Origin of the sequence: Azospirillum sp. A29 (assembly GCF_042604625.1) — a bacterium.
Classification (GTDB): domain Bacteria; phylum Pseudomonadota; class Alphaproteobacteria; order Azospirillales; family Azospirillaceae; genus Azospirillum; species Azospirillum palustre.
On the sequence record NZ_CP170467.1, the window covers coordinates 825,781 to 841,518 of the forward strand.

Genomic DNA, 15,738 nt, shown 5'->3' on the forward strand with positions numbered 1-15,738 from the left:
GGGGTGCGGCGCGCAACGGGGGGCTGCTGGGCCTGTTGCGATGCTTATGGGCGCTCCCTTCAAATTGCCTTTGTTGGGCGTGGGGTGGTCGGCCAGGGGCGCGGGCGGTGCCGACGTCTGCCGGCATGCGCAGCACTACCGGCAACCACCGGCGCCGGAAATGCCTATGCTTGGGCGGGAGAAGGCTCTCTATCGGTCACGGTGTCAGTTCGGCTCAGGGGAATGGTGAGAACAAAGACGCTGCCACCACTTGGCCGCGGATGGTGGACGATGCTCCCGCCATGCAGATCGGCAATCACTTTCACCATGTTGAGGCCTATGCCGGTGCCCGGCGTGTTCCGGCTGCCCTCGCCGCGATAATATTTTTCGAAGATGCGCTCACGTTCCTCGCAGGGTATGCCCGGCCCGCGATCGGCGATGGATATGATCAGCACGGCACCGTCACTGTGAGCCTCCAACTCAATAACTTCCCCGTCTCCACCATAGCGCCGGGCATTGTCGAGCAGCGCATCAAGCGCAATCCCCAGCAGGTCCGGATCGGCGACGCAGATCGTTGGCAAGTGGACGCCATCAGCCACAGAGATGGCGGCGCCATGCCCGCGTTGCCGTTCGGCCACACGGTTGATCAATGTTGCCGGGGTGAAGGGGATGGGGCGGATAGGCACCTCCTCGTCGACGCGCTCCCCTGTGAGGCAGGTTTCTATCAGATCGCTGACCCGGCGTGCCGAGCGACGGATCAGGATCAGACGTTTGCCAACCCCCTCCTGGGCGGTGTCGACCAGCATCTGTGCTGCGCTGTCAATGACCGCTAATGGCGTCTTGAACTCGTGCGCTGCCATGTCAAGAAAGGTCCGCAGGCGTCGGCGCGCCTCACGTTCGCCGCTGAGTGCCCGCTCGATGTCGCGCGTGCGTTCGACCACCCGCTCTTCCAATCGGCCGTTGGCTTCCTGCAAGGCTTTGCCAAGGCGCACACGCTGCGCATACAGGAAGAGGATAACGGCTAAGAGCGCCTAACAAAACGGGGATTGGGCTGTTGGGAGGGGCATGGCTGCACCTCTCGTCTCCGATGCCCTGTGGGCACTGATTGAGCCCTTGCTCCCGCCGGAGCCGCCTAAGCCGAAAGGCGGGCGGCCTCGGCTGGACAACCGCGCGGCGCTGACCGGTATCCTGTTCGTATTGCGCTCCGGCATTCCCTGGGAACTGCTGCCGGTGGAGATGGGATGCGGTTCAGGCATGACCTGTTGGCGCCGGCTGCACGAATGGCATCAGGCCGGCGTCTGGGAGCGGTTGCATCGTTTGCTGCTCGACCGGCTCGGCTATGCCAACGCCATCAACTGGGAGCGGGCTGCGGTGGACAGCGCCGCCATCCCGGCAAAAAGGGGGGCGAGGAGACCGGCCCGAACCCGACGGACCGTGGAAAGCCGGGCTCCAAGCGGCATATCCTCGTCGATGCCAATGGCATCCCGCTCGCCTTGAAGATCTCTCCCGCCAACCGGCACGACAGCAAGCTGTTGGAGCCGTTGGTCGATGCGGTACCGGCAATCCGCCAGTGTGCCGGCCGGCCACGACGTCGTCCGGCCAAACTGCACGCTGACAAGGGCTACGACTTTGCCCACTGCCGGCGGGCGTTGCGCCGCCGCGCGATCATTCCACGCATCGCCCGACGCGGCATCGAGAGCAGCGAGCGCCTGGGACGGCACCGATGGGTGGTCGAGCGAACCCTGGCCTGGTTTGCCCGCTTCCGCCGTATCGCCGTCCGTTATGAACGCCGAGCCGACATCTTCACCGCCTTCCACCACATTGCCGCCGGCCTCATCTGCTGGCGCTTCGTCCAGAGATGGTTCTGTTAGGCGCTCTAAAGCCACGCTGAGAACGATGATGAAGATAAGTCCGGCGAGTGCCTGGGCAAAATGGGCTTCAAACAGGGATGGCTCGCGGTAGCGGATCTCCGTTCCGGGCGGCAAGTCCGCTTCCGCAAGTCTCCACCGCCGCAGTTGCCGCCAGTCGACCACTGGTCCAGACGAGTAACGGATGTCGCCCGGCAATGCCGGGGCCTCGCCCAAAAGACCTACCACCGCCTGGACCGCAACCCGTCCCGCGATTTGCGGGTCGTTGACCAATCCTCCGACCACCCCACTGCCGACATCGGATCCGAACAGGGCATACACCGGCACCGCCGAGGCCTTGGCCAAACGGGCGGCGACGGTCTCGGGCCGAAAATGCCGCCCGGTGACGTCGATCGACAAATGGGTGTAGAGGACGACGCAATCACTGGATAGAGCTCTCAACATCGCCTCCAGATCCTCAAGCCGCCTGTCGAAGACATGCTGGATATCGATCTGGCGACCGGGAGCACGCAGGGTGCGTTGCGTTACAGCGGCACGGATGATCTTGGCCAGATGGTGGGACAGCGGGCTGTCGTCCGATACGATGATTAGACGGCGGGCCGCCGGCTGTAGAGTGAAGGCCATATCGACGGTCTGATCAATGTGCGGTCCGGTCATCACCTTCACGGTCACAGCGTGCCGAGCCGCCTCCGGCAGATCATCGAAATTGGGAAAGATGCCAACCACGGGCGCAGTGCCAAACAAGCGGGTCTTGTTTTCAGCAACCAGTTGGATGGCTGGCGCACCGTCCGCGATGATCGCGTCCAGCCGGACATCCCGGTACTTGCTGGCTAGGAATGCCGCCCAGTCGGCGGAGTCGGGCCGGTCGGGTAGTCGCGCGCGATCGAGGAACTCGACGTACAGATTGACCGCCTGATCATGCCTTTCCAACTCCGCATTGACGGTACTGAGCATCGTCTCCGTCCAGCGGACTGTTGGACTGAAGGAGGAGACAAACAGCACGCGCCTCTCTGATGCGGCTTCCACCTCCAGCGTGGGCACAGCCCATCCGATAAGGAGCACCACAAAGAACTTGAGGCCGACGCCGCGACTCATTTTGGTCCGGTGATAGTCGGAACCAGGCACGGTGTGGGACCGAAACACTGAATGGCGCCTCTCGCTGGCTGGTCGCGGGGGGCAGGCCACTTGCGCCCCAATTACCACCTACGGCATAACGCTATCATCATAGCTATGAAAGAGAGATTTCAGCACGGTAGGGTCTTCAGCCCACGCGCCGGTTTGCCCGACGGCACGGGGCCTGACATCAAGTGACCTGCCCCCCTGAACCCGCTCCAGCCCCTATTTGAGGGATAGGCAAATCAGGAGTTTGAATCGGCACGGGGTTTTGACGCCGATCGGCACAGCAACCTACTGAAAGTATGAGAGCCCTTAGGTGCCTACCTACGTGCTATTTTACACACAGGTCCTGGCATTAACCACCAACCACAAGCTGGAGCAGGATATTCGTGCGTCGGAGGTCTCAGAAACGCCGCCTCGGAATTCGCCATAGTGTCCCCTGCCACTCGCATCCCTTCACTGGATTCCAATGCGTCGTGTCATCTCCTGCCTCAAAATGCCGGGAGGTACAGGCTTGTGCAGGACGGGCAAGCGATGTTCGGCAGCATCGCGCAAAGCATCACCGCCCGTTTCCCCGGTGATGATCAGCGCCGGAATGTCGGCCCCCATGGTTTCCCTTATTGCCTTAACCGCCGCCGTTCCGACCTTGCCGTTGCGCAGTCGGTAATCGGAAATGATCATGTCAGGACGTTTGTCGATCAGCTGCAGTCTTTCCACGGCAGCCTCAGAAGAGGGCACAGCCAACACCTCAAACCCCCAGGAGATGAGGATGGTCTCCAGTGCCGTCAGCACAAAAGCGTCGTCGTCCACCAGAACCACAAAGCGATTCAATAGACCATTTGTCACCCCATGGTTTCCCTCATCGCTGTTGTCATTTGCCTGAACACTCTCAGTGGATATGGGGAGGTTCACGCAGAACTCTGTACCGATGGCGGGTTGGGAGCGGACCTCCACAGGATGATCAAGCAGCCGTGAGAGGCGGCGGACAATCGCCAATCCAAGGCCAAGTCCTTTTGTCCGATCACGCTCGGGGTTGCCGACCTGATGAAACTCCTCGAAGATTTCCTTGATGTGTTCCGCAGGAATGCCGATCCCGGTATCGCGCACCACAATCCGGGCATGATTTTCGGCTTCGAAGCACTCGATGTGGATCGCACCTCGCTCCGTATACTTGACGGCGTTGTCTGCCAGGTTGCGCAGCATCTGCAATAGCAGTACAGGGTCTGTTTGGACCAGCATTGCGCAGTCTTTCACCGTCCAATCGATCTTTTTCGCCGCCGCCATAGCGGCATATCCGGCGCTCAGATCAGCCAGTACGCTGTCCAATTGGACTGACTGCACTCTTGGGTGCACAGCCCCCGCGTCCAGGCGCGACACGTCGAGAAGGCGGTTCAGCAAATCCGTCAAGGCATTCAGCCCGGTTTGCACGTGCTCGACCGCCACGACCGTACGCTCATCCTTGACCCGTGATCGGATCACCTCCATGAACAGGTAGGTCGATTGGAGCGGCTGGCGCAGGTCATGGCTGGCGGCGGCCAGGAATTTAGACTTTGCCAAGTTGGCCCGCTCTGCCTCTCCTTTGGCCTGACGAAGATGATCCTCCGCCTCTCGGCGCTGAGTGATGTCGCGCATGATGCCGGTGAAGCGACGTTCGCCGGCAACCTCCCATTCCGCAATGGAGAGCTCCAGCGGAAACGTTGAACCATCCTGGCGCAGACCGACAACGTCGCGTCCGATCCCGATGATCCGACGCTCGCCGGTGTGCAGGTAGTTGGCGAGGTAGGCATCATGGCGGGAGCGGTCTGGCTCCGGCATCAGCATACGGACGTTGTTCCCCACCATCGCCTTGGCAGGGTGCCCGAACACGCGCTCTGCGGCCTGATTGACCGAGCAGATCATGCCCTTGGGATCGATTACCACGAACGCATCAACAGCCGTGTCGACGATGGATCGCAGACGCGCTTCGCTCAACCGCAGCGCAGCCTCTGCCTGCTTGCGGGTCCGCTCCTCGGTCTCCAGATTATCCGCCATGGCGTCGAAGGCCCTGCCGAGCTCGACGATCTCGGCACTGCCCTGCGTCAGAGCCGCCCGCGCCGTGTGATCGCCAGCCCGCCAGCGGGTAGTGGCCGCGAGCATCGCCGCCACTGGGTTGGCCACCTGCCGTTGCACGTCGTACCAGACCAGCAGAAGCCCGACGATCCCCAGCAGGAGGGCGGATATGGCAAAACGAATGGCCGCGTCAGTGATGGGCGCCATCACCGCTGCCCGATCGACGCCAACAGCGACAAACAGTCCCTCGGCCCCTTTCCCAACCGGCATATACCCGAACACTCGCTCAATCCCCTGCAGGTCGACAAGTTCCGTTGTGCCGGCCGCAAAGGCAGTGAGCAGCGGCTTATAGCGCTCCGGCAAAGGCGTGCCGAGGATGCCGGGAAGCTCCGGAAGGCGCCCCAGAACGACGCCGGCCCGGTCGGCAATGACCATCGCCGCGTTCTCAGGGAGAGGGTGGGTTCGCAGAAATTCCGACAGCCACGAGAGTGTCAGGTAGGCGGTTACCACGCCGGCCCTACCATCTGCACCGGTATATCGGATCGCGAAGGGCAGCGCCGGTTCGCCGGTGCTGCGCACGCGGATGTATTCGCCAACGGTGAAGCGGTCGGTTTGCAGAGCATCAAGGACATGGGGACGGTCGGCGATATCGATGCCGATGGCGGGAGCATCGGTTGCGCAGCGAATGACCCTATTCACGTCCGTCACTTGAACGTTGATGTAGTCTGGAAATCCCTGCTTTGCCTGTGCCAAAGCGGACTGGCAAGCAGGAAAGTTGCCACTCAGGATGACCGGCGAATTCCTGAGAATGCTGAGGATCTGCCGGACGCTCTGGATAATCTGTTCCTGTGCTGCGTCGATCAAAGTGGCGGCACTGAGCGCTTGTTGACGCACCTCCAAAGCTCTGGCTTTGCGGATGGCGATTTGATTGTAAGTCTCCACCGCGGCGATCGGCAGCATGGCCAGGATGACGAACAGCATCAGTCTGCGCAGCAAGCTCATACCGACCATTACAATCCTCGCGCGCGATTTCTCAAAATTACCTCAACCATCTAAGTTTGTTGGGGCAATAACCAATGGTCCATACCAAATGGTAAAGCCTACCCGAATTTTCCCGCTCTGCCCGCACGGTATGGTGAGAAAACAATAAACTTCTTTTGTGTGGATCAGAACCGAAGATCAGCCTTACAGATAAAACCTATGATCCGTGCAGGCCGTTATGTCGCCCACCGAAAGCAACATGCTCACCTCCCTCTTTTGACGGCTTATGGAACATTGCCTGATATGCGCCGTCGTCTCCACTACCCAGCACTACTGTTGGACTTGTGAACTCGCTCCTAAGCGAGACGGCAGTCCCAGAATGCGCAAAGTCGAATGACCAGATTGTCCGGGATGTGGGAACACCGTAAGAACGCGCGCTCATACCCGAGGGCAGCGCGATAGGTGTCAGCTAAACAACGCCGCCATTATCAACCAAAGATAGCTACAGCAGAGCGGATGCTGATCCCGCCGTCCTTGGTTCGCCGGAGTTGGCGCCCAACAGCATAACGGAAAACGGCCGGAAGCTGGAGCGCTGGGGTAACACGGGACCAGAGGATTTGGATCACCGTCCGCCCTTTGCGGGTCCGGCGTTGGGCCTGACCTGCCACCGTGCGCTGTGCCCAGCGGAAACCGATCTCGCCAAAATACAGGTCAGCATGGTCGGGGCTGATGTGATGGAAGACGCCGGCGATCGTGCGCGGACACGATCGTTGAAGCCCTCGGCCGAATTGGCATGCACACTGCCGCGAACGTACTCGCGCTGGGAATGGCGGACGGTATCGTGCGCAGCGAAGAATGCGCTGCCGATGGCGACGAACGCCTTCCATTCGTCGCTCATCAGGTGCGCGTCAGGATCGACAGCGGCTTCCAGCACCCGCTCGGCCTCGTCGAGCGACAGATCACCAACCACGGCGGCACAGGCCTCGCCCGCCGGCGTCCCTGGTTCCCGACTGCTTGGCCGCTGGACGACCGCGAGAGCTGGCGTCTTCGTCGTACGGGGATGGCCCTTGCGTCCGCGCCCCAGCTTGGGAGGGTTGGGATCCCGGCGCGGCTTGGCGCCGAAGTGGAACTCGTCGATCTCCACTGTCCCGCCCAGCGGATGGTCGCGCAACACTAGGAGCCGCAGGACGTGACCCATTCGCCATGCTGTCGGCTGGCTGATGCCGAGTGCTTCGGCCAGACGAATGGACGAGATGCCCTTGTCCGATTGCAGGATGAACTACAGCCCCATGAGCCAGTTTCGCAACGGCAGTTTCGTTCCATGCAACGGGGTTCGCGTCGTCACGGTGAACTGGAAGCGGCAGTCCGGATTGCAGCACTGATAAAGCCCTGGCCGTGACCGTCGTCCCATGTCGCGCCCGGCCAGGGTGATCGAACGCCGCGAGCCGCAGGCCGGACAGAGCCGTCCGTTCGGCCACACCATCGCCTCAACCAGCCGGCGGCACCGCGCCTCGTCGCGGAACGCTTCGGTCATCTCCGCCACGGTCCGAATGGCCGTCAGCTCTTCGAGCACCGATCCCATCGTCCCCTCAGTGCTTGATGGCTGAGAGTCGCATGTAAACGCTGGGAAAGCTATGCTTTACTGTGTTTGGTTGATTATGGCGGCGCTGTTTAGCTGACAATTATCGCGCTGCCCTCTACCCCTGCGGCGCCAGCTTGTCATAACGCCCGGACCCTGTTTTACGAAGAAGCGATGGAGCCGACCCACCACGGTACACGTGAGCCGGGTGATCGGTATACTGGTCACAGATAAAGGCCCTCGGTATACGCGAGGACGACCGCCTATTGGGCGCTATCGTAAGGGCTCCCGTCACAGTAAGGAGCAGACGAGGCATTGAGCGGCACCTTGTTTACCTTATGTGGACTGAGCGCGGAGATATGCGCGTTTTGAGTTGCAAGAGCTCTGCTGTTCTTTATGAATGAGGTTACTGAACAGGCAGTAATGGCGATGGCATCTCAGGCTCCACACCCCCCCCCCCAAGCCATGAGCACTGCGTTGCGTCTCATCGCCGATGAGGCCGAGCGGCTGACAGGCACCCTTGTCCTGCGCGGTCTGGGTCTAGACAGGCTGCCGGACACTCTGTTTGACCTGACGCATCTGCAGGTGCTCGATCTTGGAACCCCAGATTGGAGATCAAATCAGTCCAGCATCAACAGAATCGATGCGCAACGGGAGCAGTTTGGACGACTCATTCACTTGAAATCTCTGTCTGTTGTCGGTTCTGATCTTGCCAGCTTAGTTTCTTTTCAGACCATGAGGTCACTGGAGCAGCTTGACTGGACGTTGGCGCATAAATCGCCTGGGGCTGTCGGTGTGAGGGTTCTGGCGGGTATAGAGGCGTCCCGCTGAAGCCGAGAGCCTGATGCCTTACAAGGCCAACGAGAGCCGTCGCCACAAAATCCCGAAGGCGCGCTACCGGGTCGAGAACTGGTCGGACTACGATGCGGCGCTGCGCCGGCGCGGCGACCTGACGCTCTGGGTGACGCCGGAGGCGATCGCCGCGTGGACGCCGCCCGCCACGGGGCGGCGTGGCCGGCCTTCTCGCTACTCGGACGTGGCGATCGAGGCCGGGCTGATGCTGCGCCTTGCCTTTGGTCGTCCGTGGCGCCAGACCGAAGGCTTGCTGGGCTCGCTGATGCGCCTGCTCGGCCTGGATCTGCCGGTTCCAGATCACACGACCTTCTCCCGGCGCAGCGCCGACCTGGAGGTCGCGTCGGCTCTGGCCAAGACGGACGAGCCGGTGACGGTGGTCATCGATTCCACCGGGCTGAAGGTGTTCGGCAAAGGCGAGTGGCACCTGGAAAAGTACGGCAGCCAAGCGCGCCGGACGTGGAGAAAGCTGCACTTGGCCGTAGATCCGGACTGCGGTGTGATCCTCGCCTCGGAACTGACGTCCAACGAGGAGGGGGATGCCTCGCTGGTCGGTCCGTTGCTCGATCAGATCGCGCGTCCAATCGGCACGGTGCTGGCTGACGGCGCCTACGACGGCGAGCCCGTCTACCGCGCCGTGGCCGCCCACAGCCCCGCGGCGGAGGTGATCGTGCCGCCGCGTTCAAGCGCGGCGCCGAGCGACACGGCCGAGAGCGCCCCCACGCAGCGTGACTGCCACATCCAGCTGATCTACGAGCGTGGACGGCTGGGCTGGCAGCGGGCGGTCCACTACGGCCGCCGCTCCTTGGGCGAGGTGGCGATGATGCGCTACAAGCAGCTGATCGGGCGTTGCCTCCGTGCTCGGATTCTGCCTACCCAGAAGGTCGAGGCCACCGTCGGCTGCAAGGTCATGAACATCATGACCAGCTTGGGCATGCCGACCACCCGCAAGGTCGCCTGAACACCGCTGCCCGCCGGTGAACTCCGCCCTCGCACCAATTTGTGCGCCAAAGTCGGTGTGGACCTGATCGTGGCCACAACCGATGGCGGCGCCGATGTCGTCACCGACTTCACGGCCGGAACGGGCGGCGATGTCGTCGATCTCCGCTTCGCAGGCGGCTTCGACGATTTTGCCGATGTCGGCGCCCATACCACTGACACCGCCAACGGCGTCAGCTTGGCGCTCGGGTCGGGTAGCCTGCTGCTGGCCGGGGTTACGAAGGCCTCGCTCACCGCCGGGAATTTCCTGTTCGCGGGAACGACACCACCGACGCCGACGCTGTCCATCGCCGCAACCGACGCGGTGAAGAACGAGGGGAATAGCGGCACCACGCCGTTCACTTTCACCCTCACCCGTACGGGGACCACAGCGGCCGAAACACTGAACTGGTCTGTCTCCGGCGCGGCCCAGGCGAACGACTTCACCCAGACCAGTGGCACTGTGTCCTTCGCGCAGGGAGCCGCCAGCGCGGTCATCACGGTCGGCGTCGTCGTCGACACCGTCCAAGAAGCCGACGAAGGCTTCGTCCTCAGCGTCAGCGGCGGCAGTTACGGTACGGTCAGCGCCAACGGCACAATCCTGAACGACGACGGCGCGCCGCCAACGGGCGGCGTGCAGTACGGCACCACCGGAAACGACACGCTGACGGGCGGCGCCGGCAACGACACGCTGTACGGGGATGCCGGCAACGATTACCTACAGGGTGGCCTCGGGAACGATCAGCTCTATGGCCAGGGTGGCGACGACACCCTCTTCGGCGGCGGCGGCGCCGACTATCTGAACGGTGGCGACGGCAACGACGAACTGTATGGCTTTGCGGGCAAGGACACCATTCTGGGCGGCGCAGGGAACGACTACATCGAAGGCCGCGGCGGGTTCGACGAGGTGTATGGAGGGGACGGCGCGGACGTCGTCATGATCGGTGGCGGCGGCAGCTATGTAGAGGCCGGATCGGGCAATGACAGCCTCTATGGCGGAGACGGCAACGACATCTTCGTTGGGCAAGGTGGTGACGACTACCTGCAGGGAGGGGGCGGCTTCGACACCTTCGTGTTCAACCCCGGCGACGGCTATGATTATATCGGCGACTTCAGCACGGGCCCGGCCAGCGCCGACATCATCGACCTGAGGGGATGGACGTCGATCCACGGCATGTCCGACCTGTCGCCGCATCTGACCCAGAACGGAGCCGATGCGACGATCAGCCTCGGCGGCAACTCCGGCATCACGCTCGCCAACGTTCATGTATCGTCTCTGAACGGCAATCACTTCCTCTTCGCCTGATCTGGCGGCCCGGGCGGCGTTCCAAACGTTGTGCGGGCCGGGTTGCCGCCGCTGATCGGCGCCGTCAGCCCGCACGACCTGCAGGCGTCGGATGGCACGCTGGATGTGCGGCCAGCTCCACCATGGCCAGCCGGTGGAACTGGCCGGCACCCGCAGCCGGAACCCGGCCCTGACCGCCGCCTACGCCGCCGAACGCCAACAGATCCAGGCGGAGTTGAAGACCGTGTGGAAGGAGCTAGAAGACACCCGCTTCTCCGCAGCGACGACCCGCGAAATCCTCCGGCTGCGCAAGATGGACGCGGCCGACCGCCGCGAGTTGGAGACCACGGTGGCCCTGTAAAAGCAAGCCCTCGGCATGGAGTGACCCGCGCCACGCCCGGGAAACAGACAACGGGTCATATGGAATATGGGGCGGCCAGCCGGATCCGGATCGCCGCGGCGGTGCATGCGAGGTGATCGTCCAGGGCGGCACCGCGCCGTCGGCGCCGGACAGTGGGCACCAGGCGCAGGGCCTCGACATCGACCTGCTGGCGGCCGTGGTGGAGATCGAGGAGCCGGCCGGGCCGGTGCTGGCCCAGCTGATCGCCGCCGGCATGCCGGCAAGGTGGCTATGGCCCTTTTCGCGACAGTCTCCGGTGTCCGATTCTGCCGCCAAATCGTCGTGCAGGCGCGGCGGTTGGTGGTGTTTCGCGGACGTTCGGAGGCAAATGGTCCGAAGTCTTTCCCATCTATCAATCGGCTTGAGATTGGGACCCTATATGATGGTCGTCCTCAACTCGGAGTTTCCGTATGGTTCCCGACCTGTTGCAAACGAGTCGCCTTCAGCTCCGACGGTGGCGGGAGGCGGATCTGCAGGCTTTTGCGCGGATTTCCGCGGATCCAGTCGCTATGCAATATCTCTTGCCAATCGGCGATCGGACTGCCAGCGATGCGTTTGCTCGCCGTGCCGAGGCGCATTTCGAGCAATATGGATTTGGATTTTGGGCGGTGGAGCTCTTATCCACACACGAGTTTATCGGATTTGTTGGCCTCGTAAACGTCGGGTATGACGCTCATTTCACACCAGCGGTGGAGATTGGGTGGCGGCTGCATCCCGATTACTGGGGTTACGGCTACGCGACTGAGGCCGCGAAGCGCGCCTTGCGTGATGGTTTCGAAAGATTGGATCTCAAAGAGATTGTAGCCATAACAGTTCCCGCTAACCACCGCTCGAGACGGGTAATGGAGCGCATCGGTATGGCGAGACATGAGGATGACGACTTCGATCATCCTCGTGTTCCAGATGGGCATTCGCTCAAACGGCACGTGCTCTACAGGCTGCCCCGCTCCAGTTCATAGGCCCTAACTTTAGGGTTGCATAGTTGTTCCGCGTTTGATTCTGACCTTGCCCTCGCGCAACCGAAGTCTGCCGGACGGCATCCATGCGGCAACTAGCCTCCCTTGTATGACAGAGCCGGTCCATATTGAAGCTCGGACGGTCGGTGGCAACCAGCCGTCCGGGTTGGCTGACCCCGTCGCTCCCAAGGCTTCGAGGCCGGGCGAAAGCTTGAGGGCGGCCAACCATCCTTTCAAGTCCGAACGGTTGCTTGAGCTCGAGCTCGCATCACAAGGAAGGATCACGAGGATGCCGGAATCTGAACGAGCCGTGGGGATCGATTGCGGCAAGGATTTCCTGGATGCTGGCGTGTTCCCCGGCGCCGGCCAGCATCGGGTGGCCAACACGCCCGAGGGACACCGGGAGTTGGTGGCCTGGATCGCGGAACGGGGGATCGGCGTGGCTGGCCTGGAGGCCAGCGGCGGCTATGAGCGGCCGGTCCGGAACGCGCTACGCGCTGCCGGGGTCTCGGTCCGGATCTTCGATCCGGCGCGGGTCCGCCATTTTGCCAAGGCCAAGGGGCGACGGGCCAAGAACGACCGCCTCGACGCGGCGGTGATCGCCGAGTTCACTGCCACCCAGACGGCGGAGCCGCTGCTTCCGGCCGATCTGGCCCGCGAGGAGTTGGCCGGCCTGATCAAGGCCCGCCGCCTGCTTGTCGACAAGCGAGCCGATCTCAGCAAGGGCATGTTCCATGCCCCAGCCGCCGCACGGGAGGCGTTGACCAACGCGGTCGAGCATCTGGCGCGGGAGATCGCCACGCTGGATGCCGCCATTGCCCAGGCAGCCAAAACCCTGTCATCCCTGTCCCGAACGTTACAGGAACTCCAGACCGCTCCAGGCATTGGTCCGCTGACGGCGGTGACGCTGGCTGTCCTGCTGCCGGAACTGGGCCGGATTTCCGGTGGGAAAATTGCCGCTCTGGTCGGCGTCGCGCCCTTCGATCGCGACAGCGGCACCTTGCGCGGGCAACGCCATATCGCCGGCGGGCGGGCCGGCGTGCGCCGTGCGCTGTTTTTGGCCACCTTGTCCGCCGCCACCCACGCCAAGGGCGTCATCGCCGACTTCTACCAGAGCCTGATCGGACGAGGAAAGCCGCCGAAGGTCGCCTTGGCCGCCTGTATGCGCAAGCTGATTGTCCGCCTCAACGCCATGCTCGCGAAGGGAGCCAACTGGGAAGCGAAACCCGCGTAAGAAGGCCGACGGTCGGCGCTCGCCGCCGACCGATGCCGAACACAGCGAACCGGCGGCGCGGACCGGTCAAGGCCGAAGCCGCCCGCAGGGCGGGGGCGCGTCCGCGCCCGCCTTGACGCGGAGCACCACCGGTTCAGCTCTCGCTTTCGAGGCAGTCTCGAACGTCCGAATCTGGCCGATAGTGTTGAAAAAGTTCTCAGGCTGATAGAATGAGAAATTTTCTGCCTCATGGCGGCCGTTTCCCGCGCAGATATGTTCCTGCTGCCTGAAAGAAGCGCCTCATTGTTGCGTAAAAATGGCTATGGAGCACTCACCAGAGAGTTTTTCAACACTATCGACCCATAGCAGACGCGGTCAATGCCCGCTGGTGCCCCTTTCCACGACAGCAGCCGGAACGCCCCATTCGCACCCTTCCGCGACATTGAGGCCTGTTGGCGCCCAGCCTGCGGCCTTTGTCGTTCCCAGACCATGGGCCGACCGTTTCCGACATGTCACGTCCTAACACTTTGCTCTAATCACGCTCTCAAGCATCGGACAATTTACTCTCAATCGGTCAGCTCGTCCGTCTCTGAGTATCAGAGTATGTACCACTCATCATTATCAAATGATAATATCCATTTTTCCCTTTCCTACTTGCAAAAATTATCTGATAATCTTGCGCCTCCTGCGGAATGTTTATGTCGCAACCATCGTGGTTGCCCGGATGTGAGAATAGTTTAAAGCGCCGATCAGGAATGGTCTGGAGCGGAGGTATACCAGCCACTTCAGCACACCAGACTTGGGCTCTGACAGGCGCTTTAGGAAAACCCGATATCCTCTGACGTTATTGGGAGTGGAAATCATGATAATCGCACGTCTTCTCACCTCATTAATAATAGCTCTGACAATAATTAACCCAGCGGCAGCAGCCTCAACATCGGCTTTGCAGCGTATTTTGGCACCGCATGCGGCCAGCCAAACGGAGCACGTTGAAATGTACTTGAAAAAAGTACAAGTTGGGCAGCCTGCAATATGCTGGGACGTCTGCAGCAAGCAGTGCAATACAAACTATGATATGTGCATCAATATGAGACCATCAAATCAGCACAATGTATGCTCAAGCGAACGATCTTCTTGCATGGATAACTGCAAAAATATGTGTTAGGAATTATCTTATACAACAGATTATTACTGAATTTTATATTCAGTAATTGAACAAGCTTCCCGCAAAGCGCCGATAAATTCACTGTATCACGGGGAGGCATATATGAATAACCGGTTGCTGACTGCGTTGCTTGCTACATACTTGTTTTTTTCCCTTACGCAAAGCAAAGCTCAAAGTCCATCTGTTAGGCAGGGTATACCGCTGCCTACCTCAGATATTGATGATTTAAATAAAATGTTTCAAAAGTCAGGATCTCCTCAGTGGACGTTGTGGGAGGGAAGAATAAGCCACGAGGTTCCATGGAACGGAGATGATATCGTAGCTAAATACACTTTCTCTACAAATCCATCAACTTCTATTTGCTTTGCTTCAATCAAAAATAATAGCTCGAATGGGAATTTTAAATATGGCTTTCCAATTGGAACTTATGCAAAGGCATATGGGAATGGAAACGAAACTGTGAATGCTATCGAGGCATCAAATAGCAGGGTTGTTGCAGTATGGGTTGGCAAAAGTGGCTCCTTTACCAATCGGATCCGGTCATGGCTTGATCTCACCGTCTTGGTAATAACTATACCAGGTAAACTTGATGAAAGTCAGCGCGCATTCTGTAAAAATAAAATGGACGAGAATATGAAAAAATACGATTACTCTCACATTGGTAACAATAAAAGTGGAATTTTATCATTCGTAACTATTTCGAGACCAATTATAGATTTTGGCAATCCTAAAGACCCCGAAAGAGTGAAAGTCTTAAACGAAGTTTGTAAGAATATGGGAAAAGAACCTGACTGCGGAAAACCCGGCAGAACAAGGTAACTTTGCTGTGGTAAACGGTGGCACACCGGCGACTGCGACATAATCTACCTTTCCACGACAACAGGGCCGCCGGCACCAAGCCGACGGCCTTCATCATTTCAGGGGCATGGGCAGACCATTTTCGACGCCAGGGAAAGGAACCAATCATCTGCTTGTGGCGGATAGTGTTGAAAAACTCCCAGGCCCGACAGAGTGAGAAATTTTCCGTCTTGCCTTGGCCGCGCCGCGCAGCGATGTCGCTTTGAAGCGCTGCCGGAATGACTAATTGTTGCGCGAAGACGGCGGCGAAGCAGTCGCTGGGGAGTTTTTCAACACTATCGGCGCAAAACCGCCATTCGGAAGTGGCTGACCCAGGGGCCGGCCACGACCGAGAGAATATGGTGGCTGGCCTCCGGATCGACGCTGAAGACACGCATGAGCTGGACAGGAATTGCAGATTTAGTGGTGTAGTTCACGCTTCGCAGAACACGGTTGCTTTCGCGACAGCCTTTCAGTGGG

General features: G+C 60.5%; 10 protein-coding genes and 1 pseudogene. 8 read left to right on the forward strand and 3 right to left on the reverse strand.

What is annotated here, in order from left to right; genetic code table 11:
• Positions 1–164: 164 nt before the first annotated feature.
• Positions 165–953, reverse strand: coding sequence for a sensor histidine kinase (locus tag ABNQ38_RS31955; RefSeq protein ID WP_377810312.1), 789 nt, complete (start codon positions 951–953; stop codon positions 165–167).
• 91 nt (positions 954–1,044) lie between these two features.
• Here ABNQ38_RS31955 and ABNQ38_RS31960 point away from each other — a divergent pair.
• Positions 1,045–1,850, forward strand: a protein-coding gene (locus ABNQ38_RS31960; protein ID WP_377810313.1) for an IS5 family transposase whose coding sequence is annotated in 2 segments (ribosomal slippage) — positions 1,045–1,372 and positions 1,372–1,850 — 807 coding nt in all. Because the reading frame shifts where the segments join, the coding sequence is not laid out codon by codon here.
• A 1,569-nt stretch (positions 1,851–3,419) separates the two neighbouring features.
• On the opposite strand, the gene ABNQ38_RS31965 is transcribed toward ABNQ38_RS31960, so the two are convergent.
• Both ABNQ38_RS31965 and ABNQ38_RS31970 read right to left on the reverse strand, forming a co-directional pair.
• Positions 3,420–6,014: a PAS domain S-box protein gene (locus ABNQ38_RS31965; protein ID WP_377810314.1), complete on the reverse strand. Its 2,595-nt coding sequence runs from the start codon at positions 6,012–6,014 to the stop codon at positions 3,420–3,422.
• Between the two features lie 467 nt (positions 6,015–6,481).
• Positions 6,482–7,575 (reverse strand): annotated as a pseudogene (locus ABNQ38_RS31970) (IS1595 family transposase).
• A gap of 474 nt (positions 7,576–8,049) precedes the next feature.
• Between ABNQ38_RS31970 and ABNQ38_RS31975 the strand changes: the two are divergent.
• From ABNQ38_RS31975 to ABNQ38_RS32005, 7 genes are all read left to right on the forward strand, one after another.
• On the forward strand, positions 8,050–8,403 hold the full coding sequence (locus tag ABNQ38_RS31975) for a hypothetical protein (RefSeq protein ID WP_377810316.1): 354 nt from the start codon (positions 8,050–8,052) through the stop codon (positions 8,401–8,403).
• A 13-nt stretch (positions 8,404–8,416) separates the two neighbouring features.
• Complete coding sequence (locus tag ABNQ38_RS31980) at positions 8,417–9,385, forward strand: IS5 family transposase (RefSeq protein ID WP_377810317.1); 969 nt, start codon at positions 8,417–8,419, stop codon at positions 9,383–9,385.
• Positions 9,386–9,442: 57 nt separating this feature from the next.
• Positions 9,443–10,708, forward strand: coding sequence for a calcium-binding protein (locus tag ABNQ38_RS31985; protein ID WP_377810318.1), 1,266 nt, complete (start codon positions 9,443–9,445; stop codon positions 10,706–10,708).
• Positions 10,709–10,799: 91 nt separating this feature from the next.
• Complete coding sequence (locus ABNQ38_RS31990; RefSeq protein WP_377810319.1) at positions 10,800–11,048, forward strand: GapR family DNA-binding domain-containing protein; 249 nt, start codon at positions 10,800–10,802, stop codon at positions 11,046–11,048.
• Between the two features lie 449 nt (positions 11,049–11,497).
• The gene (locus ABNQ38_RS31995) at positions 11,498–12,046 is read left to right on the forward strand and encodes a GNAT family N-acetyltransferase (protein ID WP_377810320.1); all 549 of its coding nucleotides are present in this window, start codon (positions 11,498–11,500) and stop codon (positions 12,044–12,046) included.
• Between the two features lie 208 nt (positions 12,047–12,254).
• Positions 12,255–13,277 carry an IS110 family transposase gene (locus ABNQ38_RS32000; RefSeq protein ID WP_377810321.1) on the forward strand — a complete coding sequence of 341 codons (1,023 nt, stop codon included), beginning with the start codon at positions 12,255–12,257 and terminating at the stop codon, positions 13,275–13,277.
• A 1,246-nt stretch (positions 13,278–14,523) separates the two neighbouring features.
• Positions 14,524–15,240 carry a hypothetical protein gene (locus ABNQ38_RS32005; protein WP_377806558.1) on the forward strand — a complete coding sequence of 239 codons (717 nt, stop codon included), beginning with the start codon at positions 14,524–14,526 and terminating at the stop codon, positions 15,238–15,240.
• Positions 15,241–15,738: the final 498 nt, after the last annotated feature.